The organism is uncultured Flavobacterium sp. (assembly GCF_951805225.1).
Classification (GTDB): domain Bacteria; phylum Bacteroidota; class Bacteroidia; order Flavobacteriales; family Flavobacteriaceae; genus Flavobacterium.
In genome coordinates, this window is the sequence record NZ_OX638201.1 from 4,592,962 (window position 1) to 4,618,273 (window position 25,312).

General features: G+C 35.9%; 1 protein-coding gene. It reads right to left on the reverse strand.

Annotated features, from left to right (window positions below):
* Window positions 1-41: 41 nt before the first annotated feature.
* Entirely contained in the window at window positions 42-25,193 is a 25,152-nt protein-coding gene (locus WN975_RS19165; RefSeq protein ID WP_337967891.1) for a T9SS type B sorting domain-containing protein, read from the reverse strand.
* Window positions 25,194-25,312: the final 119 nt, after the last annotated feature.

Below are 25,312 nucleotides of genomic sequence, written 5' to 3' on the forward strand. Positions count from 1 at the left end.
TAATAATTTTTTTAGATAACATAATAAGGGGCTTTAATTTGTTATCTGTATAAAGTGAAATGTCCAACAAACTCTCTTGCATCTTTCTCGTCATTTAGTTTAAGAACATACCAATAGTCACCTGTTGGCAATTCTGCACCATTATATTTACCATCCCATTTTTGACCTACTCGATAATTAGCAACTATTCTACCGTATCTATCGAAGATTTTGAATGATAAATCTTTGTAAGCTAATGCACCACAATCAGGTCCAATTGTTGGAGTTGCTCCACCAGGAGTGAAATAATTTGGCATACAAATGTCAATATATTCACCTGGCACATCAAGATAGAACTGACATCCATTTTGATCTCTTACAATTACCTTATAAACATCGGTTTTATAGATTTGATAGCTATTTGACGATGTAAATGGTCCTCCGTTGAAACTGTATTCGTAAGGAGCAACACCACCAGAAGCTTTCACTACGATTGTGTTTATGTCTTTACTTTCTTTCGTAACATCTACTGCAAATACCGGCTCAATTGCCTTAATTGTAATAGTATTCGACGTTTTTGTACATTTCGCAAATGTTGCTTCTACAGAGTAATTTCCTGATGGAAGGTTTTTAAATATCTTGTTACCTGTTTGAGTTACTCCAGTTGTAACACCATCTAATAATAGTGTGTAAACAATTTGTGGATAATCTACTTCTGCAATATTACCTTCAATTGATACTGTAATTGAATTTACCGGAAGATCGTTTTCACAATCATAAGATTCAACAATCGTTGGAATTAATTTAACCGGTTCCGGTAATTTAATTGTCACTTCTTGTGGACATCCGTTTGCATCTTTTACAAATACTGTGTATTCAATACCTCCTAACAGGTCTTTGAAACTGAATGTATTAGCATCAACATCCGGAGCTCTAAAGTCGATCGTTACTCCATTACCTACTATACTAGCAGTATATGGACCTTTTCCGCCTGTAACTTCAACAAATGCAATACCATCTTTATCACCGAAACAATACTCCGGAACTTGAGAATCTACAAGTTCTTTAACTACTAATGGTGTAGCGTCGTTAATTGTAACTTTATAATCCATGTAACATATGTTTCCGTCTTGAACTCTAACAACATAGTCGCCTGGTTTAAGATTTTCGAAAAGCGGTACATCAAAGAATTGTTCTAATTCTGGTGTAATTGCATAAGTATAAGTTCCTGATCCTCCTTTTGGTTCAATTGTGATTTTTCCGTTATTGAATCCTGCACAAAGAACATCAAATGGTGTTACTATTGCTGATAAAGCTTCTGCTGGCTCTGTGATTTTAATCAATTCTGAAATCTGATCACAATCAACACTGTTAACGCTTACATAGTAATCTCCTATTGGAAGATTTGTAAATGTTCCTGGTGTAAGCTGCTCTGGAGTTGGAGTTACCGGAAGTTTAGCCGCATTTAATAACGTGTAAACATAGTTTCCTAATCCGCCTTTTGCAATAGCATAGATACTACCTGTTGAACCACCTTTACATGGAACATTAATAGCAACTAATTTCTCAAATTCTAATTCAGGAACTGGTGCAAAAGGTACTTTGTTTGAAAGTACACTTGTACAATTGTTCGAATCTTTTACATAATAGCTGTAATCAACAACTGCTGTTGTTTTTGGTAACGGAATATCAATAGTTCCGTTAAATGATGCAACACTGTATGTAATTCCATCAGCACTATAATAATATGGCGCTGTTCCTCCTGAAACTGTTAGTGTAATCACTGGTGTGATTTTACAAGTCTCTGAAGTTTTTATAGATAAACCAGCTTTAACCTCATTTGGTTGGTTTATTGTCACTGTATTAGAAGGAGCTGAACAAGTCCAATCATCTGAAACAGTAACATAATAATTACCAGCTGCTAATCCTTTAAACACTTTGTCTGGCTGTGCATCTCTTACGATCACAGTTCCGTCAGCTAACGTTCCGTGTAATGTATATGTATAATTTCCTGATCCTCCGTTAACTGCGGTTACAGTTATTGTTGCATCTGCATTATTATAACAAGTAAGTAACGTTTTGTCTGCTGCAATTGTAGCTGTTATTAGTGTTGGAATTGACAAAGTAACTTTATCAGAATCCTCACAACCACCAGCATCTTTTACAGTTACTGTATAAACTCCCGCTGTTAGTTTAGTAAAGTGACTTTCTGTTCCGTATGGATAAGAAACCGGACCGTCTAATTTGTATAGATAATCTCCATCCCATCCGCCTGTTGCACTTGCCTGAATCTCTCCATTATCGTTTGCCACACAAGTAATGTCTTGTTTAGAAACTGTAATATCAAGTTTAGCCGTTGGTCCTTGGATTGTAAAGTCTGTTTTAACATCACAATTTGGTGGGCCAACTAATGTAGCAACTACTGAGTATTTACCAGCTTTTAGATTCGAAAGATCTAATACTGTAGATGTAGTTACTCCGCTTAGTACTGAACCTGATTCGTGTGTAATTACATAATTAAACTTACCTGAATTGTCTGCTGGTATAATTTTATCAACTAAAGTCAATCTAATACTACCATTTGTATCATTCAAACAAGTTACATTAACCACATTTGAAGCTTCTAAAGCAAATGTATTTGGATTGTTTACAATATGGAATCCTTCAATTGTACATCCTGTTGCTGGATTTTCTATTACAATTTTGTACTGACCAATTGCTAAATCTTTAAACAATCCTGTTGGGTTTGTTTCGTTGAAAACTGTACCGTTTAATCCAGTAAGTGTGTAGCTTAATAAAGCTGGTGTTCCTCCTGTTGTTGCAACAGAAACCTGAATTGTTTCGTTTGCAAGACAAGTAATTGGTTTAACAACATCTACTTTAACTTCATCCATTGTTATGAATGAGTCAATAATAATTGGTGCTGTCCAAGAACCTACACAACCTTTGTCATCAAATACTCTTACTGTATAAGAACCACCTTTAAGATCAAATTCTGTGTAAACATTAGAATCAGAATCCTGAACTACTGTTCCGTTTCTACTAAATTCATAACGAACATATTTACCTGAACCTTCTTTAACTGAATTTACAGTAATTGTAGCATAGTTTACTGCATTTGTTCCTGTTGTACATTTAAATGATGTTACAACCGGCGCATTTACAACAATCGCATTTGGTTCTTTAATTCTGATATCTACCTGAGCATGACATCCTCTTCCTGAAGTTACAAGAACTGTGTAATCTCCAGCTTGTAGATTATCAAACACGTTACTCTCTTGTGGAATTGTGCTTATCGCAGTTCCTCCAACTGTAGTACCTGTAAGCGTATACTTGTAAACAGGGTTATCATTTACTCCGTCTTTAGTTGGATCAAGATTAACAATAATTAATCCATCTGAACCACCATTACAAGATACATCGTTACCTCCAAGTTTTAATCCTGTAATTTCTGTCGCTTTTATCAATTCAACAATTACAGTATCTGTACAACCATAAGTAAGATCTCTTACAACAATTGTATGTGAACCTGCTGGCATATTACCGAATGTTGCAGTAGTTCCCACAACAGTTGGAATATAAGCTCCTGAACTATATTTATAATTTCCTGAACCTCCAGTTGCTGTAACAACAATTTGTCCGTCTTGGAAATCACAGCTTGGCAATGCTTTCACTGTATATTGTAAATCTAAAGCTCCTTCGATTTTAACAGCAGCTGTTGCAGTTGTTGTACAACCGTTAGCATCTTTTACTGTTATATCATAAGTTCCTGGTGCACTTACAATGAATTTTGGATCTGTTTGGAAATTACCTCCAATACTATATTGTAATGGAGCTACTCCTGTAGCAGAAACTGTAAATTCATATGTTCCTGCAGGGCTTGCACATTGACTTGTAACATTTGCAGTGATAGCACTTGGAAGCGGATCAAGTAAAATGTTTTGAACTTTTACTGGTGCCGGACATCCGTTAAGGTCTTTCACATAAACATCCCATGCCATGTTAAGTCCATTGTTTGTATCTACTACAATCGCTTTTTCTGGACTGAAAACTGTTGGTGCTGCAGTACCGCTAATTACAGCTGCATAACCATAAGCTTTTGTTCCGCCAATTGCCTCTACGGTAATTGTTGCGTTTTTATTATCACAACTAATATTTGTTGCAGTTGCAGTGAATGTAAGCGGATCAATTGGTTGTTTAATTGTGAAATCAACAACGCTATCTGTACATCCTGAAATTCTGTCTGTAACTGTAAATGTATATTTACCTGCAGTTAATCCTGTGTATGTAATAACATCTCCTGTTTGTGTAAATGTTCCAACATTTGGATTTATTGCAAAATCGTATTTAGTTGCTGTGATATAATTACTAACTGTGAATGCGATTGATCCTGTTGATCCTGCATTACATAATACATCACTTACTAATTGAGCGTCAACATTAATTTCACTTGCTTTTTCAACAATAATTGAATTTAATGTACTACATCCGTTAGCATCTGTAACCTCAATTACATATGTATTTGGTAATAAACTACCGAAAATACCTGTAGTGTTTGATGTCGCTGAAGCTGTTGGTTGTACTATAGCATATTTGTATGGTGCCACACCTCCAACAATAGTTGTTGGGTCTACAGATATTGTTGTGAATCCTCCTGTAGAATTACAATAAACTGGTGTTGCAGCAATTTTGAAATCAGTTGGTCGAGTGTAAGGAACAACTGTTGCTGATCCTGTTGCTCTACAACCGTTAACATCTACTACTACATAATTGATTGTTCCTGAAGCATTCATAGTGAATACCGGAGAAGGTCCAAACGTTTTACCATTATCAAAACTATAGCTGTATGGTCCTGTACCGTCATGAGCCGTTACTGTGATGAATGCGTCTTGTGGTGCATTTGTCGTACTACATGTAAATGGAGTAACCACATTAGTCGCTGTTAAAGTAACTGGTTCGTTGATATCAACACTTACTGCTGTAGAAAGACATTTTTTAGCATCTCTTACATTGATCAAATATGTACCTTTTTTCAATCCGGCAAAAACATTAACCGAACCAAACGCTCCACCATTAATACTGTATTCGTAAGGAGCTAAACCGTTAGCTGCCGTTACTGTAATCATTCCGTTAAGATCTCCCTGACATTTTACATCAACTTGAGCTGTTGTAAATGTAGGAGTCGTAAGTGGTGTAATAACTACCGGTACAGAAACTGCACTACATTGAGCATCTTTTACTCTAAAAGTATAAGTTCCCGCTGTACTAGTTACAAATGGCTGTGCTGTAACTGGTTTGTAAACTCCACTATTGTTAAGATCATATTCATAATTTGCATATGTACCAGCTCCAGTTCCCTGAGTTGCCAATAATGAAATTGTTGCAGTGTTTGTTGTACAATTTAAATCTACATCAAGTTTTGCTTGTAATAATAATTCTTGTCTTAATGTATATTTTGCATGTGCAATACAACCATTTCCGTCTTTGATATAGAAATCATAAGTTCCAGGCGCGTTAAGCGTGAAATTAGGACTTAAATAATATCCGTTTCCAATGCTATACATTGGTGGATTTACGATATCCTTATCTGTTGTACCTTCAATTGTAATTGCTACCGGACCACCTGTATAACAGTAGATGTTCTTGTTCAAATCAATTGTTGGTGCATCATCTTTAGTAATTGTAATTGGTAATTTATTAATACAAATAAGGTTTGCATCTCGTACATAAACATCCCAATTAGCGCCTTTTGCAAAATCTAAAACAGCAAAGTCTTCATCAAAATAATCTCCCGCTGCTGGTGTTGCTCCAGAAAGAACAAATGCATATTGGTATTTAGGTGTTCCTCCAATTCCTTTTACTGTTACTACAGCTCCTGAATAACAATTTGCTGCAGTTTGAGAAACTACCTGAACATCCAGAACTGCTGGCTGACCAATTACAATTGTCGCAGTATTTTTACATCCTGTAACATTGTCTGTAACTTCTAAAGTATATGATCCAGCAACAAGACCTGTTACTGTAACTACTTTACCTGCTTGAGTTACTGATCCTGTTCCCGCAGTAAGTACAGCTGAATAAGTTCCTGTAAAGTTTTCTACATTGAATTTAGCTGAACCATTTGCACCACCGTTACAAGAAACATCATTAGTTAATCCTGCAGAAACAGTAATGTTTATTGCTGGTTTTACAATGTATGATTCTTGGTATGTACATCCGTTTGCATCCGTAACCTGGAATACATAAGGAGCATTATTTGGAGCCAATCCTGCAAATACATTTGATGGTTGTTTTGTTACAACAATTGGAGATAAGATCTCATATTGTAGTGTACCAATTCCATTTTGAACATTACTAATTGTAACTGTACTTGTTTGTCTTCCTATTGGCTGACAGAATACTAGTGTTCCTGCAATGTCCATATCTGTTGGAGCATTCAATGCCGGAACATTAACTCCATCTGTCAATGTAAATTTACATCCATTAGCATCCTTTACATAAACATCGAATTTAATTCCTGCAAATGTTTCAAAAGTATTATCAGTTGAGTAATTAAGTCCTCCATCATAGCTGTATTGGTATGGCGTAGTTCCTCCAATTCCTGTTACTGTAACTTCTGCTTTTGTCGGTGCATTGCTAGTAGTACACAACAATTTAGTTGTGATTGCTGAACTAGCTGATAACGCTGACGGTGTACCAACTGCTGCTGGTATTAAAACTGAGATACATTCTTTTGCATCTTTAACTTCAACATTATGTGGACCTGCTGCCAATCCTTTGAATACGTTAGAAGTTTGGAAAACTCCTCCGTCGATTCTGTATTGGTAAGGCAAGATTCCGTTTGAAGCCGTTACTGTAACCGTTCCGTTACTATCTCCAGAACAAATTACACTTGTTGCTGCTATACTAGCCGTTGGAACTGTTTTAGGTGTTACGATTACAGCATTTGATACTGCAGGACATCCCTGAGAATCTGTTACTTTAAATGTATATGTTCCAGCAACTGTTGCAACATAAGGCAATGTTGTGAATGCAGTATATCCATTTCCATCACGATCTACTTCGTATAGATTATATGTTCCTGTTCCTCCTGTTGGAGTTAATTTAATAGAAGCGTCTTTAGCACATGTTAAATCCTGATCTAAGTCTGCTTGTAAAAACACTTGTGGTTTTACTATAAAACTTACTTGGTTTGATTTACATCCGTTACCGTCAATGATTCCAAATATATAAGTTCCAGCAGCTTTTACTGTATAAGTAGTACCTGGTATGTCTACACCGTTTAGGGTATATTTTGCAGGAGCTACAGCTACTGTAGATAATGCTGCTAAATCTATTACAACATCTGATCCAATATAACATATTGATGCCGGCATCGCAATTGATGGTGCTGCATCTTTAGTAATTGATACTGCAAATGGTGTTGTAATTACACAACCGTTAGCATCTTTTACATAAACTTTCCAGTTGAAAGAAGAACCAGCAGTACTTAAAAATGCTGTGTCTGATGTTGTATATGTACCAGGTCCTGTTGCTGTTGCAAGTACGAATGAATATTCATATGGTGCAACTCCGCCAGAAGCTAATACTTGTACTTTCGCTTTATTATCACAATTCTCCGGTACATTGGCAATAACTGACAATGATAATGCCGGGTTTTGAATAACATTTACTGAAGCAGGAGCTGTACAACCTGTAACTTCATCAGTTACTACGATACTTTGCGTGCTTGCAGCTGTTAATCCTGTAATTGATATTGTTTTACTTGTTTGTCCTGTAACCGGAGTTCCTGAGTTAAGTACATAACTGTAAGTTCCTGTAAAGTTACCTACTGTAAATAATACTTCTCCGTTTGCACCTGGATTACAAGTTACATCGCTAACCAATGCTCCTGAAACAGTAATGTTTTCAGCTGGTTTTACAATATAAGAGTCTTTATAAGTACATCCGTTTGCATCTGTAACCTGGAATACATAAGGATCTGCACTTGGTGCCAATCCTGCAAATACATTTGATATTTGTTGTCCTCTTACAATTGGAGATAAAATCTCATATTGTAATGTTCCAACTCCATTTGTTACTGAATTAATTGTAACTGTACTTGTTTGTCTTGCTACTGGCTGACAGAATACTAATGTTCCTGTAATGTTCATAGCTGTTGGAGCGTTTAATGCCGGAACATTAACTCCATCTGTCAATGTGAATTTACATCCGTTAGCATCCTTTACATAAACATCGAATTTAATTCCTGCAAATGTTTCAAAAGTATTATCAGATGAGTAATTAAGTCCTCCATCATAACTAAATTGATATGGTGAAGTTCCGCCAATTCCTGTTACTGTAACTTCTGCTTTTGTCGGTGCATTGCTAGTAGTACACAACAATTTAGTTGTGATTGCTGAACTAGCTGATAATGCTGACGGTGTACCAACTGCTGCTGGTATTAAAACTGAGATACATTCTTTTGCATCTTTAACTTCAACATTATGTGGACCTGCTGCCAATCCTTTGAATACATTAGAAGTTTGGAAAACTCCTCCGTCGATTCTGTATTGGTAAGGCAAGATTCCGTTTGAAGCCGTTACTGTAACCGTTCCGTTACTATCTCCAGAACAAATTACACTTGTTGCTGCTATACTAGCCGTTGGAACTGTTTTAGGTGTTACTATTACAGCATTTGATACTGCAGGACATCCCTGAGAATCTGTTACTTTAAATGTATATGTTCCAGCAACTGTTGCAACATAAGGCAATGTTGTGAATGCAGTATATCCATTTCCATCACGATCTACTTCGTATAGATTATATGTTCCTGTTCCTCCTGTAGGAGTTAATTTAATAGAAGCATCTTTAGCACATGTTAAATCCTGATCTAAGTCTGCTTGTAAAAACACTTGTGGTTTTACTATAAAACTTACTTGGTTTGATTTACATCCGTTACCGTCAATGATACCAAATATATAAGTTCCAGCAGCTTTTACTGTATAAGTAGTACCTGGTATGTCTACACCGTTTAGGGTATATTTTGCAGGAGCTACAGCTACTGTAGATAATGCTGCCAAGTCAATTGTAACATCTGATCCAATATAACATATTGATGCCGGCATCGCAATTGATGGTGCTGCATCTTTAGTAATTGATACTGCAAATGGTGTTGTAATTACACAACCGTTAGCATCTTTTACATAAACTTTCCAGTTGAAAGAAGAACCAGCAGTACTTAAAAATGCTGTATCTGATGTTGTATATGTACCTGGTCCAGTTGCTGTTGCAAGTACGAATGAATATTCATAAGGTGCAACTCCGCCAGAAGCTAATACTTGTACTTTCGCTTTATTATCACAATTCTCCGGTACATTGGCAATAACTGACAATGATAATGCCGGATTTTGAATAACATTTACTGAAGCAGGAGCTGTACAACCTGTAACTTCATCAGTTACTACGATGCTTTGCGTGCTTGCAGCTGTTAATCCTGTAATTGATATTGTTTTACTTGTTTGTCCTGTAACAGGAGTTCCTGAGTTAAGTACATAACTGTAAGTTCCTGTAAAGTTACCTACTGTAAATAATACTTCTCCGTTACTACCCGGGTTACAAGTTACATCGCTAACCAATGCTCCCGAAACGGTAATGTTTTCAGCTGGTTTTACAATATAAGAGTCTTTATAAGTACATCCGTTTGCATCTGTAACCTGGAATACATAAGGATCTGCACTTGGTGCCAATCCTGCAAATACATTTGATATTTGTTGTCCTCTTACAATTGGAGATAAAATCTCATATTGTAATGTTCCAACTCCATTTGTTACTGAATTAATTGTAACTGTACTTGTTTGTCTTGCTACTGGCTGACAGAATACTAATGTACCTGTAATGTTCATAGCTGTTGGAGCATTTAATGCTGGAACATTAACTCCATCTGTCAACGTAAATTTACATCCGTTGGCATCCATTACATAAACATCGAATTTAATTCCTGCGTATGTTTCAAAAGTATCATCTTTTGAGTAATTAGCTCCTCCATCATAACTGTATTGGTATGGTGCAGTTCCGCCTGATCCAACTACTGTAACTACAGCTTTTGTTGGTGCATTGTCTGTAGTACACAACAATTTAGCTGTTATTGATGAAGTTGCTGATAATGGTGTAGGTGTGTCAACTGTAGCACCAAGAGTCTTCGTACATAATTTTGCATCTCTAACAGTTACAACATAAGTAGTTGAAGCTGGTAAATTGTCGAATACGTTTGAATCCTGGAAAGCCCAAGTTGTTGCACCGTTAACTAATTGATATTTATATGGTCCAACTCCAGAAGTTACATTAACTGTAATTTTTCCATTAGAACTTCCTGAACAAGTTACTGCTATTGGGTCTACAGTAAAGTCAATTACTGGAATTGCATCTAAAGTAAACTTCGTATCAACACTACAAGTTGTTGTATTACCAAGGTCTGTAGCTCTAAAAATATAATTTCCTGTAACACTTGTATCAAGAACATTACTTGGCATTGTATTCCAACTTCCTCCATTATTCGTAGAGTACTCATATTTATAAGTTGGTCCATAACCACCTGAAGCTGTCAAAGTAATTTTTGCATCAGGAGTACCTGAACAATCAATATCTTTAGTTAAATCAACATCAAGTTTCAATTGTGGTTTAACCTCATAATCTACATTAGCTGTACATCCTTTACCATCTTTGATAACCAAATTGTAAATTTTCGCAGCATTGAAGTTAAAGCTAGGAGATGCTTGGAAAGCACTTCCATCAACACTATATGTTGCACCACCAACAATTGCCGGATCAACAAAACCTGTTATAGTAATTGTAAATTGATTTCCAGCATAACAAATTGGTGCCGGAAGATTGATTTTTGGATCTTGGTATTTATAAACTGTAACTGGTACATGTTTAATACATCCGTAAGCATCTTTTGTATACACATCGTACACAATTCCAGCAACACTTCCTGGTCTTGTAAACGTATTTGGAGTTTTCCAATCAGCATCTACATAAGCAGATCCAGAAGTAACTACCTGATAAGTGTATGGTGCTGTTCCGTCATTTGCCTGAGCAGAAATATTTCCTAAGTTCGTACAGTCTGCTATTGAAGTAGCAGAAGCTGTAAGACCTAATAATCTAGGTGATTGTTTGATGTTAAAGTCTTTAGAAACTACAGAACAACCTTTGTTTGGTCCTGCAACTTCTTTAACTAATACATAATATGTACCAACAGCTAATGGCCCTAAAGCTACACTAGAAGATGTTGCACCTCCAGCAATTGTAGCTGTTCCAGATGCTCCTGCAATTGGTAAATTAGTAAATGATTCGTAGACCTGATAACTTACATCAACTGAAGTTGCATAATTGTTTTTAACTTCAAAAGTCACATTTCCGTCACCTGCGTTAGTACATGTAATATTATGTGCTACATCATTAACAATAGATAATGTTGAATTTGATGGAACTGCCTTATCTGCTTGTTGATAGTAATAACATTTTGTTACTTCATCATAAACTATAAAAGTATAGGTTACTCCAGGAGTAAGTCCGTAAAAAATTGCTGATTCACTTCCTACCGCAGGAAATTCTCCTATCCATCCATCATTACCGTCTCCTGTAAATACTTGTCCATTTCCTGTATAAATATTGAAATGGAATGGTCCTTTACCTGTTAATTTAGTTCCAATTGTTACAACTGCTTTACCACCAGCAGGAACTGCAGGAGGTCCAACTACAGCTTCACAATTAACCGTTGTTAAATCAATATTAATATCAAGATTATCCGGAGGCGAAGCAACTAAAACGTCTTTTTCAATTACTGAACAACCATGTGCATCTACAACTCTAATTGTATAGTAACCAAAATCAACTACATTAAAAGTAACCGAAGTTGCTCCAGTATTATTAGGCTCATTTTTATCGTAACCATTAAGACCTGTCACGTAGTATGTATAAGGCGCTGTTCCACCTACTACACTATCAACGACAACATTTCCTTTAGAAATTCCACCACTAAGGGCATCACAAGTAATTGGATCTGCGTGAGATACAACTACGATTTTATTCGGTTGTTTAATTTCAATATCTTCTGAATAGCTACAACCTTTTGCATCTGTCACTTTAACTACATAAATAGCTGCAGGTAAACCAGATGTTTGTGTTCCATAATCTTGAAGTGTCGCTTTGTTTGTTACATTAATTACAAACGGCGCAACTCCTTGAGTAGGATCAATATTAACAGTTATAGATCCTGAACTGTCTCCATAACAACTAAGCACTGCTGGAAGTGGTGCTGTGAAATGAGGAGGCGTTGGTGTTGTAATTTGAACCGGTACTGCGATAGTCGCTGTACAGTTACTTACATTGTCTTTAACTGTAAAGATATAATCTGCCGGATCACTTGTCGTGAAAACATTTCCAGCAAAAGTTCCTACTGCACCAGCTGGTGTACTTGTATAGCTGTAAGTAAACGAACCGCTTCCGCCACCTGTTGTCAAGGTAACTTTGGCTGCTTCTGAACCTACTGTACAAGTAATGTCTTTATCTACTATTGGAGTTATTGTTAATTTATCATAAACAGTAACTGGCGTAGTAGTTTTCGCAATACATCCATTTGCATCTTTAACCCAAACATTATAAGTTCCTGCAGTAGTTACTGTGAACGTATTTGGAGTGTCAAATGAAGTACCGTTTATACTATAAGTGAAAGGTGCTTTACCAACAGCTGTAGCTGTGATAGTATAAGTACCTACACCTAAACATTGATTAGTAGCCGTAGCTGTAACTGTTGGTACAGCATCTGTAGCAAGCTTAACATCGAATTTTACTTCACATCCGTTAGCATCTACAACATAAGCATCCCAATCAACAATAGCTGGGTCTAAATTAGCCTCATTTGATGACGTTAATGTTCCTTTTGGTGCTCCATCATGTACAAATGCATATTTGTAAGCAAGTGTTCCACCTGCAGCAGTTATGGTAACTTTTGAAGTACCAACTTTACAATTGGCATTTACTTGTGCAAGAGTTGCTGTTAAAGGATTTAAAGGCTCATCAATAATAATTGTTGCCGTGTTTTTACAACCAGTTGCATTTGAAGTAACTTCTACTGTGTAAGTTCCCACTGCAACATCTTTCAATAATAAAACATTAGCATCTGTAGCTGATTTAGTAAGCGTACCAGATCCTAAAGTTCCTGCTGTTAAAGCGAAAGTATAATCTCCAACAATAGCAACGTTTGAAATTGTAAACGTTCCATTTCCTGTTGATCCTCCTTTACATTTAACATCATTGTTCTTACTACTTGAAATTGCAATTTTCACTGCAGGGTTTATCGTAATAACTTTTGTATCAAAACATCCGTTAGCATCTGTAACCTTGAAAGTATAACTTCCTGAAGCTAATCCATTGAATACATTAGATGATTGTTGTGCGATTATTGCCTGAGATGGCGCAATCGTTTCGTATTTAAGTGCAGCTACTCCTGTACCTGCTAAAAGATCAACTGTAACATTACTTGTTGTTGCTCCTGGCAAACAAGTAATTGTTGATGGCGTAATTTTATCAATTACTGGTGAGTTCAGTTTCAATAATGTAACTGATCCTGTAGTAATACATCCATTTTTATCTTTTACAGCATAATCAACTTTTTGATTTGTTCCGTTATCGTCTACCAATAATGTATTGTTTCCAGAATATCCACCTCCATTAAAACTATATTGGAATGGTGAAGTACCACCTGCCGGAGCGTCGATTACAACTTTTCCTTGAACCTTTGTATTAGTTGTGCTACACGCAAATGGTGTAACTGTTGAAGAAATTACTAAAGGATTTGGCTCAGTAATCTTAACCGGAACACTTCCAACACAACCTTTACTATCTTTTACATAGAAAGTATAATCTCCTAAGCCTAATCCTGTAAAGGTAGCGCTTGGACCAAATCCTGTTGTAGCATTGTTGCTATAAGAATATCCACCTGAACCTCCAGTACCTTTTATAGTAACTGATCCGTCAAGTTTTCCATTACAGCTTACATTGCTTTGTGTAACAATTGAAGCTACTGGATTTGTAATAGTTTGTATAATTTCTGTTATAACAACCGTACATAAATTAGCGTCAGTTACTCTAATTTTAAATGTTCCTGCAACTGCTGTTGAATAAACATTTGATGCCATTGCAGAATAACTAGTTCCGTTATTTGTCGAAACTTCATATTTATATGGTGCTAATCCTCCTGTAGGAGTAACTGTAATTGTAGCATCTTTACTAGTCGGTGTTGTTGTAGAACAATCAAGTTCTTTTATAACTGTAGTAGCTTTTAATTGGTCATAAACCGTAACTGCTGGTGCAGAAGCCGGACATTGATTTCCGTCTTTTATCCAAACAGTATAAGTTCCAGGTCCTACAGTGAAAACATTGTTTGTAGAGAATGCTCCATTTACTCCGTTGATTCCGTAAGTCAATGTTCCTGTTCCTAGTGTAGTAGCTGTAGCCGTAATAGTGAAGCTATTTCCAGATCCTGTACATTGGTTATCAACTTTTGCTGTAACTGTTGGTGTTAGATCTGTTTTAATTTTTACCGGATACTTAGCTGTACATCCATTAGCATCCATTACAAATACAACCCAATCAATATCAAGTCCAGTATTAGTATCTACTGTTAATGTTGCACTTCCTGTATAATCTGTTGTTGCTGGATCTGCAGCACTTTGTTTAACAACTGCATATTTATAAGCTGTAGTTCCACCAACCGGACTTGCCGTAATTGTTGATGTGAATTTACTACATGTAATATTTGAAGCAGTTGCTGTAAGACTTAATCCCAGAACTGGCTCATCAATAATAATTGTTGCAGTGTTTTTACATCCTGTTGAATTTGAAGTAACTTCTACTGTGTAAGTTCCTTTTGCAACATTTTTCAATTCTAAAATATTAGCATCAGTAGCTGATTTTGCAAGCGTACCAGATCCTAATGTTCCTGCTGTTAAAACGAAAGTATAATCTCCTGCAGTAGCAACGTTTGAAATTGTAAACGTTCCATTTCCAGTTGATTCTCCTTTACATTTAACGTCATTGTTTTTGTTTCCTGAAATTGCAATTTTTACTGCTGCGTTTATCGTAATAACTTTTGTATCAAAACATCCGTTAGCATCAGTAACCTTGAAAGTATAACTTCCTGCTGCTAATCCATTAAATACATTAGAAGTTTGTTGTGCGATTATTGCCTGTGATGGCGCAATCGTTTCGTATTTAAGTGGAGCTACTCCTGTACCTGCCAAAAGAGCAACCGTAACATTACTTGTTGTTGCATTACAAGTAATTGTTGATGGTGTAATTTTGTCAATTACCGGTGAGTTCAGTTTCAATAATGTAACTGATCCCGTAGTAATACATCCATTTTTATCTTTTACAGCATAATCAACTTTTTGATTTGTTCCGTTATCGTCTACCAATAATGTATTGTTTCCAGAATATCCACCACCGTTAAAACTATATTGGTATGGTGAAGTTCCTGTTGCTGGAAGGTTGATTACAACTTTTCCTTGAACTTTTGTATTAGTTGTGCTACACGCAAATGGTGTAACTGTTGAAGAAATTACTAAAACGCTTGGTTCTGTAATCTTAACCGGAACACTTCCAATACATCCTTTACTGTCTTTTACATAGAAAGTATAATCGCCAGCGCCTAAACCTGCAAAGGTAGCGCTTGGTCCAAATACACCTGTAGCACTGTTGCTATAAGAATATCCACCTGAACCTCCAGTACCTTTAATAGTAACTGATCCGTCAAGTTTTCCATTACAGCTTACATTACTTTGTGTAACAATTGAAGCTACTGGATTTGTAATCGTTTGTATAATTTCTGTTATAACAACCGTACATAAATTAGCATCTGTTACTCTAATTTTAAATGTTCCTGCAACTGCTGTTGAATAAACATTAGATGCCATTGCAGAATAGCTAGTTCCGTTATTTGTCGAAACTTCATATTTATATGGTGCTAATCCTCCTGTAGGAGTAACTGTAATTGTAGCATTTGCGCTAGTAGGAGTTGTTGTAGAACAATCAAGTTCTTTTATAACTGTAGTAGCTTTTAATTGGTCATAAACCGTAACTGCTGGTGCAGAAGCCGGACATTGATTTCCGTCTTTTATCCAAACAGTATAAGTTCCAGGCCCTACATTGAAAACATTGTTTGTAGAGAATGCTCCATTTACTCCGTTGATTCCATAAGTCAATGTTCCTGTTCCTGGTGTAGTAGCTGTAGCCGTGATAGTGAAGCTGTTTCCAGATCCTGCACATTGGTTGTCTACTTTTGCTGTAACTGTTGGTGTTGGATCTTTAGCGATTTTAACCGGATATTTAGCAGTACATCCGTTAGCATCCATTACAAATACAACCCAGTCCAAATCAACTCCATTATTAGTATCCACTGATAATGTTGCACTTCCTGTATATACTCCAGATAATGGATCTGCAGCGCTTTGTTTAACTACTGCATATTTATAAGCTGTAGTTCCACCAACCGGACTTGCCGTAATTGTTGATGTAAAATTAGTACATGTGATATTTGATGCAGTTGCTGTAAGACTTAATCCCAGAACTGGCTCATCAATAATAATTGTTGCAGTGTTTTTACATCCTGTTGAATTTGAAGTAACTTCTACTGTGTAAGTTCCTTTTGCAACATTTTTCAATTCTAAAATATTAGCATCAGTAGCTGATTTTGCAAGCGTACCAGATCCTAATGTTCCTGCTGTTAAAACGAAAGTATAATCTCCGGCTGTAGCAACGTTTGAAATTGTAAACGTTCCATTTCCTGTTGATTCTCCTTTACATTTAACGTCATTGTTTTTGTTTCCAGAAATCGCAATTTTTACTGCTGCGTTTATCGTAATAACTTTTGTATCAAAACATCCGTTAGCATCAGTAACCTTGAAAGTATAACTTCCTGCAGCTAATCCATTAAATACATTAGAAGTTTGTTGTGCGATTATTGCCTGTGATGGCGCAATAGTTTCATATTTAAGCGGAGCTACTCCTGTACCTCCCAAAAGAGCAACCGTTACGTTACTTGTTGTTGCATTACAAGTAATTGTTGATGGTGTAATTTTGTCAATTACTGGTGGGTTCAGTTTCAATAATGTAACTGATCCTGTAGTAATACATCCATTAGCATCTTTTACAGCATAATCAATTTTTTGATCCGTTCCGTTATCATCTACCAATAATGTACTTGTTCCTGAATATCCACCTCCATTAAAACTATATTGGAATGGTGAAGTACCACCTGCAGGAGCGTTGATTACAACTTTTCCTTGAACTTTTGTATTAGTTGTGCTACACGCAAATGGTGTAACTGTTGAAGAAATCACTAAAGGATTTGGCTCTGTAATCTTAACCGGAACACTTCCAACACAACCTTTACTGTCTTTTACATAAAAAGTATAATCTCCTAAGCCTAATCCTGTAAAGGTAGCGCTTGCTCCAAATCCTGTTGTAGCATTGTTACTATAAGAATATCCACCTGAACCTCCAGTACCTTTAATGGTAACTGATCCGTCAAGTTTTCCATTACAACTTACATTGCTTTGTGTAACAATTGAAGCTACAGGGTTTGAAATTGATTGTATAATTTCTGTAACTACAACCGTACATAAATTAGCATCGGTTACTCTAATTTTAAATGTTCCTGCAACTGCTGTTGAATAAACATTAGATGCCATTGCAGAATAGCTAGTTCCGTTATTTGTCGAAACTTCATATTTATATGGTGCTAATCCTCCTGAAGGATTAACTGTAATTGTAGCATTTTTACTAGTAGGTGTTGTTGTAGAACAATCCAATTCTTTTACAACTGTACCAGCTGTTAATTGATCATAAACTGTAACTGCTGGTGCAGAAGCCGGACATAAATTACCGTCTTTTACCCAAACTGTATAAGTTCCTGCTCCTACAGTGAAAACATTATTTGTAGTGAACGTTCCATTTACTCCGTTGATTCCGTAAGTCAATGTTCCTGTTCCTGGTGTAGCTGTAGCCGTTATAGTGAAGGTGTTTCCAGATCCTGTACATTGGTTGTCTACTTTTGCTGTAACTGTTGGTGTAGCATCTTTAGCGATTTTTACCGGATATTTAGCAGTACATCCGTTAGCATCCATCACAAAAACAACCCAATCCAAATCAAGTCCAGTATTAGTATTTACTGTTAATGTTGCACTACCTGTATTATATGCTCCAGATAAAGGATCTGCTGCACCTTGTTTAACTACAGCATACTTATAAGCTGTTGTTCCACCAACCGGACTTGCCGTAATCGTTGATGTAAACTTAGTACATGTAATATTCGACGCAGTTGCTGTAAGACTTAATCCTAAAGCTGGCTGCGTTAATTTCACAACATAAATTGCCTGACATTTAGTTAATTTATCTGTTACTGTAATAGTATAATCATCAGCAACCAAAGAAGAAGTAACTGCAATAGTTGTAGTTGTTGCCGGTACGCCATTTGCTTGTTGAATGGTTGCACCTGCAGTATTTGTAATTACATAATCGTATCCGCTAGCTTTAACACCACTAACTGTAAATTGAATATTTCCTTTATCAGCATTACATTTAATTGTAGTTGTAACTGATCCTCCAGCTGTTATGTCTGAAGTTCCCGATACAACGTAAGATATTGTTTTTGTACATTTTGTTTTACTATCTGACGCTTCAAAAGTATAACTTCCAGGAGTTAATGGTTGGAAGTCTCCAGTTGTATTGCTTGCTGTATTGTATCCAGCCGGACCTGAAATAATTCTATAAGAAACATTAGTCAAAGCTCCTGTTTTTACAGCTGTAATTATTACATGACCTCCTTGTGGAGTTGTAGAACAATCGTATCCTTTATCATCAAGATTAATACCTGTTATTGGTTCAAAAGTACCAACAGTAACGCTTAATGGTCCAAATTGACAACCATTAGTATCTATTATATATCCTTTTACAACTCCAGAAACTGTAGTTGAATAAGTGTTGTCATCACCATAGTTTGAAGGTCCTGTAAAACTATATTTATATGGTGCTGTACCTCCACCGGCAGTTATTGTAACTACTGCAGGAACAGTTGCTGTTGCACCACATTGAATATCTGTAGTTTTAATAGTTCCTGTAACTGCTGTTGGCTCTGTTAAAGTAATAGATCCTTGGTCAGAGATACATCCTTTATCATCTTTTACTTGATATTTATAAGCAATTCCAGCTTTTAAGCCAGTATATTTTATAGTTGATGTAAATCCACTTCCATTAAAACTGTATGAATAACCACTACCTGAACCACCTGAAGCTGAAACTGTAACTTCACCGTTTGCCCCACCAAAACAAGTAACTTGTGTAGGTGTAGCATTAGCAACTGGTTTACCAATAGTAAGAACCGCTGCAGATGTTACAACTTTACATGCTTTTGGTGTATTAGAGTCAGTGATTTCAAAATAATAATTTCCTGCTCCGGGAGCTGGATAATTAAATGTGCTTCCTGTAACGTTAACACTTGCAGAATATGTTCCTGTTGTTTCAAGTTTAACTTTATAAGTAAAAGGAGCTTTACCACCTTTAATATCAACTTTAATAGTTGCACCTGTAGAAATACAATCTAATGTTTTTGTAACATTTGCTACTGCAGTTAATTCATCATTAATTACAATACCACTTATTGTAAATGTACAATTGTTTCCATCTCTAACTACGACACTGTGTGTTCCAACACCAACGTTTGTAAAAGTATTATTGGTATCAAAATCACCACCGTCTAAACTGTAATTTAATATTCCTGTACCACTAGCTTTAACAACTAAAGTAGCTTTATTAGTACTATCATAACATAAATTTGATGTAATATCTAAACTTGCAGTTGGTGGAGTTGGTGTATTTACAACTACTGCTGTAGAAACTCCCGAAGTACAACCTTTTGAATCACGAGCTATAACTTTATAAGTTCCTGTACCTATTCCTGTAAAAATTGCTGAGTGATCGAATCCATTTCCTGGTACATCTGTTACTCCGTCTGCTAATTTTAATGCATAAGTATAAGGTCCAACACCACCATTAGCTTCAGCGGTAATTGTCGCTCCTGAAGTACAAGTTGGTAATGTTGAAACTGTTGCAGTTACTGTAACCGGAGCATTCTGTCCAATTGTTTTAGTAAATGATTTAGAACAAGTTCCTGTTGCATCACTCCTAACGATAACTGTATAAGATTTTGCCGTTAACTTATCTATTATTACCGGTGAAGTTGTAGATGAACTCCATTTAGCTCCTCCGTCTATTGAATAATAAAAACTACCATTAAAGTTTTGAGCCGTAATTGTTATTGTACCAGTTTTTCCTCCAGTACAATCTATATTTCCAATTACAGGTTCAAGAACAGTAAATGCTTTTGAATCTTCTACTTTTAAATCTAATACTTTAGCATTTAAACATGATTTTGGTAATTGACGAACCCAAATATCATCAATAACGATGTCGTTACCTCCATATTGTACGCTTCCTGATCTTATAACAAATGTTAAATCTGTATTATTTCCAGGATTCAAAGAAATTGTAGGTGGAGTAACCCATTTCTCTCTGTTTGCATCATTAACTGGACCAGCTATAGTACCACCAAGATAAGATGATACAACTTTTCCTGAAGGATCAACCAACTGAAATAAAACAGAAGGTGAATCTCCATTTTGACCTTTTCTTAATAAATTAGCTACAGCTATATCTACTTGAATTGGCTGATTTGGTATTACATCATGTATAGGTTTACTATATAAAACACCATTTGGTCCAGCCGCACTACCAATATTTACTAATAAAAATCTTCCGTTAGGATCTCCGGTATTAGCTAAATTATTAGGGTTTGTCGTGTGATCTTTAAAGTGGAACCAAGCTCCAGAATTATTGTTGCTAGGGTCATCACCTCTCCAGAAGAAACTTGCTACAGAATAAGCATTATCTTCTACAGATCTACTTGGTGTTCCGTCAGGGAATTTACATTGATATGGTGCATTAACTCTCTGATCATTGAAACAATATGCTGTTGCAATACCAGGTGTAGTTGTAGGAGGTCCGCTTCCGAAATCCTCTCTTAATAAATTACTGTATGTAGCAGCTGCTATTAAATTATATTCTACTTTAATTTTATAATCACCTGCAGGTATATCTTTAAAAATATTAGCTGGTGAATTCGTGTTTAGAGTATAGTCGTAACTAGTACCATTAAATTTACCTAAATAATAAGAGTAAGTATAATTAGCACTTGGATCAGTAGTTACTGATACAGTTACAGTTCCTTTTCCATCACAAGTATAAGTTGGTGTAGAAGTCTTAAATTCCGGATCTGCTGGTTTTTGTTGTAAAACAATACCAGGTATTGAAAATATACAATCAGCAGCATCTTTAATTAATAAAGTATAAGGAGTAGTACTAGGGTTTACATAAGCTTGACTTGCTTTAATCCAAGTTGTACCACCATCAAAACTATATCTGTACAAGTCTGGTGCAGGAAATTGTACACCTCCCTGAGCATTTGTAATTCTCACCAATCCTTGATTTCCATCAGGTCCACAACCAGATAATTCAGCAACACCTCCAGAAGCCGTTAATGGGTCTGTTGGTCCTGTAATGATAATATCTTGAGCTGTATCAAAACAATCTTCTGTTCCATAAGTATATTTTACAATAACAGAATATTTACCCGGATCTAATCCTGTAGTTGGTAAAGTAGTATAAGCTCCTCCGTTTACATTGTATGCAACTGCATATCCAGAAGTTGCAGGCACAACTGTAATCGAAATTTCACCTTCTTTAGAATTGTAACATCTTACGTTTTTCTGGTTAATAGTAACCGTTGGTTTTTGAGTATCAACAACTGTAAGAGTTGGTAAAGTAATCGAACATGAATTATAATCTTTTACTATAATATCATATGTACCTCCCGGAGGCAATGGTCTTGTAACAGGAAGCTTAACTGTATTACCAATAAGTTGCCCTAAATTAACACCATTTAAAGTATAATAGTACGATGGTGTTGCTCCCGGAATTGGAGTTCCTCCTGAAACGTTAATAGTAATTTCGCCATCACCACCACAAGCCAATGTTTTTGAAACGTTTGCTGTAGCAACTAATTTTTTATCAAATATTTCAATGCCTTTTTTAATTACAGAACATCCGTACTTAGGAGATGTTATTTCAACATCATATTTCCCCGGAGTAAATTTCTGATCGAAAACAACAAAATTTGGAAATGATATTATTCCAGAATCTGCCACTATTGTACTTGTTCCTGCTTTTTTAACTATAAATTGATAATTTCCGTCAGATAAACCATCTCCGGAAATAGTCATTGAACCTAAGTCACCCGGACATAAAGGGTCTGTTGTTGTTACAGTTCCTCCAAAAGTCTCTTTTAAGATTGTAACATTTACAAAAAATGGACAAAATGAAGTTTCACCAGCCGCAGGGTTTTGTTTGATATAAACGGTATGGCTTCCGGCAGCAACATTGTTAAATATATTTGAAGCTTGGTAAGTACCATTTACATTATCTAAACTATAAGTATACCCAGTATTAATAGGCGGATTTGTAACCGTTATAGTTCCTTTTGTATTACAAACAATATTTAGTTTATCAGCTTTTGGATCTAATGGATTTTGGAAAACACTAAAGTAAAACGTGTTCACACAATTATTACCATAAGTAATCACAACTCTAAACGCTCCGGCTCTGTCTGCCATAAACGTTGGTCCAGGTGTTCCTACATTTACCCAATTTGGAGCAGTGTCATAAGGACAACTTGCAGGGAATCCTGTTGGCGGTACATCTTTAGTTTCCTGCCAGATAATGCTTGTCGCCTGACTAATGTGAGTGTCGATTAATTGCTTATCGTTTGCTCCACACAAGAAAATTTTCGGAAACTCAATATTATCTCTCGTACAAGTATATGGTCGCTTTGTAACAGGATCAATATTGTCAGCATATTCGCTAACCGGATTATTATTTGCTCCGGCAATATGATCTTTTACATCAAACGTTTGTACAATTCCTTTACACTTACCATCAGAGCTATCACCTGTTTGTACAGTATAGATTCCCGCTTTTGTAACTGTAATAGATCTTGTGTTTCCAGCATTACTTCCGTCAGGAGCTTTCCATGAATAACTTCCATATCCTAAAGCTGCTGTTAATACTGCGCTACCGCATAATGAAACATCTCTATTGAAACGACATTTATCAACACCAACCAAAAAGTTAGTAGAAGTTGGATCTCCAACAATACAGCCCGAATCAAAAGAATAACTTCCATCTCCATAAGGCTGACCATTATTGGTTGGGCTTTTATCTCCAAAATATCTTGATACTGCAGTATTTTGAATAAGGTTAGAACAAGCGTCCATCAACTCATTACAATCGTTTATAACTCTAACTCTGATTTCTAAAGTTGTAGTTGGTCCCGATTTTACCACCAATTTATCATCGATTTTGTACACAAGAGTTCTTGTCGCTGGTGTATAAGATACAAATGTAACCCCGGCAGGTGTTATTAAACGATCTGTTGCCGGATCAAAAATCACATTTATTGGCAATACATCCGTAATAGTGAAATCTTTGGCATTATCATTTCCTTGATTTCTAAACCCAATTAGATATCTAATTTCTTGTCCTAAATTTACAGGAAGACCTCCTAAATCATATTCGGTTTCAACACCGTTCACCATTTTGACACCTTTGGCAACTTTTGTCAATATAATTTTTGGTTCAATAATATCAACCGCAAAAGTCGTAACATATGCTCCAAAACCATCACCGTCTGTACTAAGTCTTAATGTTGCGCTAGTTTCATCATTAGGGATAATTAAGTTATCGTCGTTTTGAATACCAACATTATCAATATCGATACCCATGGTATTCGTACTCTTAGGAACACGATTTGTGACATTGGCACCACCGCTTGAAATAGAGGCATTAAAGAAATTCCCTAATGGGTTTGCTGCATCCCAAATTTTTGTAAAGCCTGTAACCTTACTCGCTTTAATTTGGAAATCATCACCTGTAATCTGATTATCACCTTCTAATGCTCCAACACCAATTTTCGCTACTACAGGAAAACCTTTTGGCAAAGTTTGAAAACCGCTAACAGTATAATCAACCGTTTTGGTTGCATTTGAACCAGGGTCAACTCCAACATATCCATCAAAAACAGAGATAAATTTACTTGGCAAACTTGGGCTTTCATAAATTACAACAAGAGTCCATCCTCCTGCACCTCCACCATTTCTTTTTCCTCTTGCTGCTCTAACGTTTGCAACTGTATAAGTACCATCAGCATCTAATTGACCTGATGTATTTTTTACCCCTTGTAATAATGTTGTTACATCTTTAAAACAAACGTAAGGCGAATCTTTAAAAGAATCTGATACATTTGATCCATTCAATTTATAACCATCAAAGATTACTTCTTTTTTATCAGTTTTACTAGCTGTAAGTTCTACATAGCTACCATTTGGAACTTTAAACTTTACTTTGTTCCAGTCATCCTCTCTTAACGATCCTTCATACTTTGATCCTGTATTTGTACTTCTTTCATAAGGATATATCGCAGACCAGTATAAACCTGCAAATACAATACTCTTACAAGAATTGTTTATCAATAAATCTGCAGAAGTAGAGTTAAAAGTACTTGCATCAGAATCAATGTCAGTATACTCAACATAGAAATCATTATTATTTCCTGTACCATTAAAATCCTTATTAGCTTCAGTAGTTAAAGCTGCTAAATTTGTTACGGTTCCAGTATATTTTACTCCGTCTTTAGGTTTAGCAGGACTATAATCAGCCGGATCAGCATCTTTTCCAACCGGATAAGGTTTTGATCGGTCATTTACTTTATTTATAGCTGTATTACCAATTAAAATAACATCTCCCTTAACTTTTATGTTACCATTGGTAAGCCTAGCCGAGAACGCTGTTCCTGTTTGCGCATTTACGGCACTAAAACACAAAAACAACACAAGGCCAAGAAAAGTCTTCTTGCTTTGTATTGCTTTTAAAAATAACGGTTGCATCACTTGTTTTTTCGCAAATGATGCCTCTAGCTTTTCAAACTGATTTTGAGTACCAGAAACCATATTTCTGATCAAAGTAAAAACAGTTTTAACTGATTTAAAAGTAGTAGGTTTTTCCATAGTCATCTTTTTGTTTACTTACATTTTATCTCCAAGGGGCATTAGAAATAAAACTATTAGTATTCTAAAATATTTATTTTAATGTCCTTCTCAGTTATCTAAGAAGGACCAACTCTTTA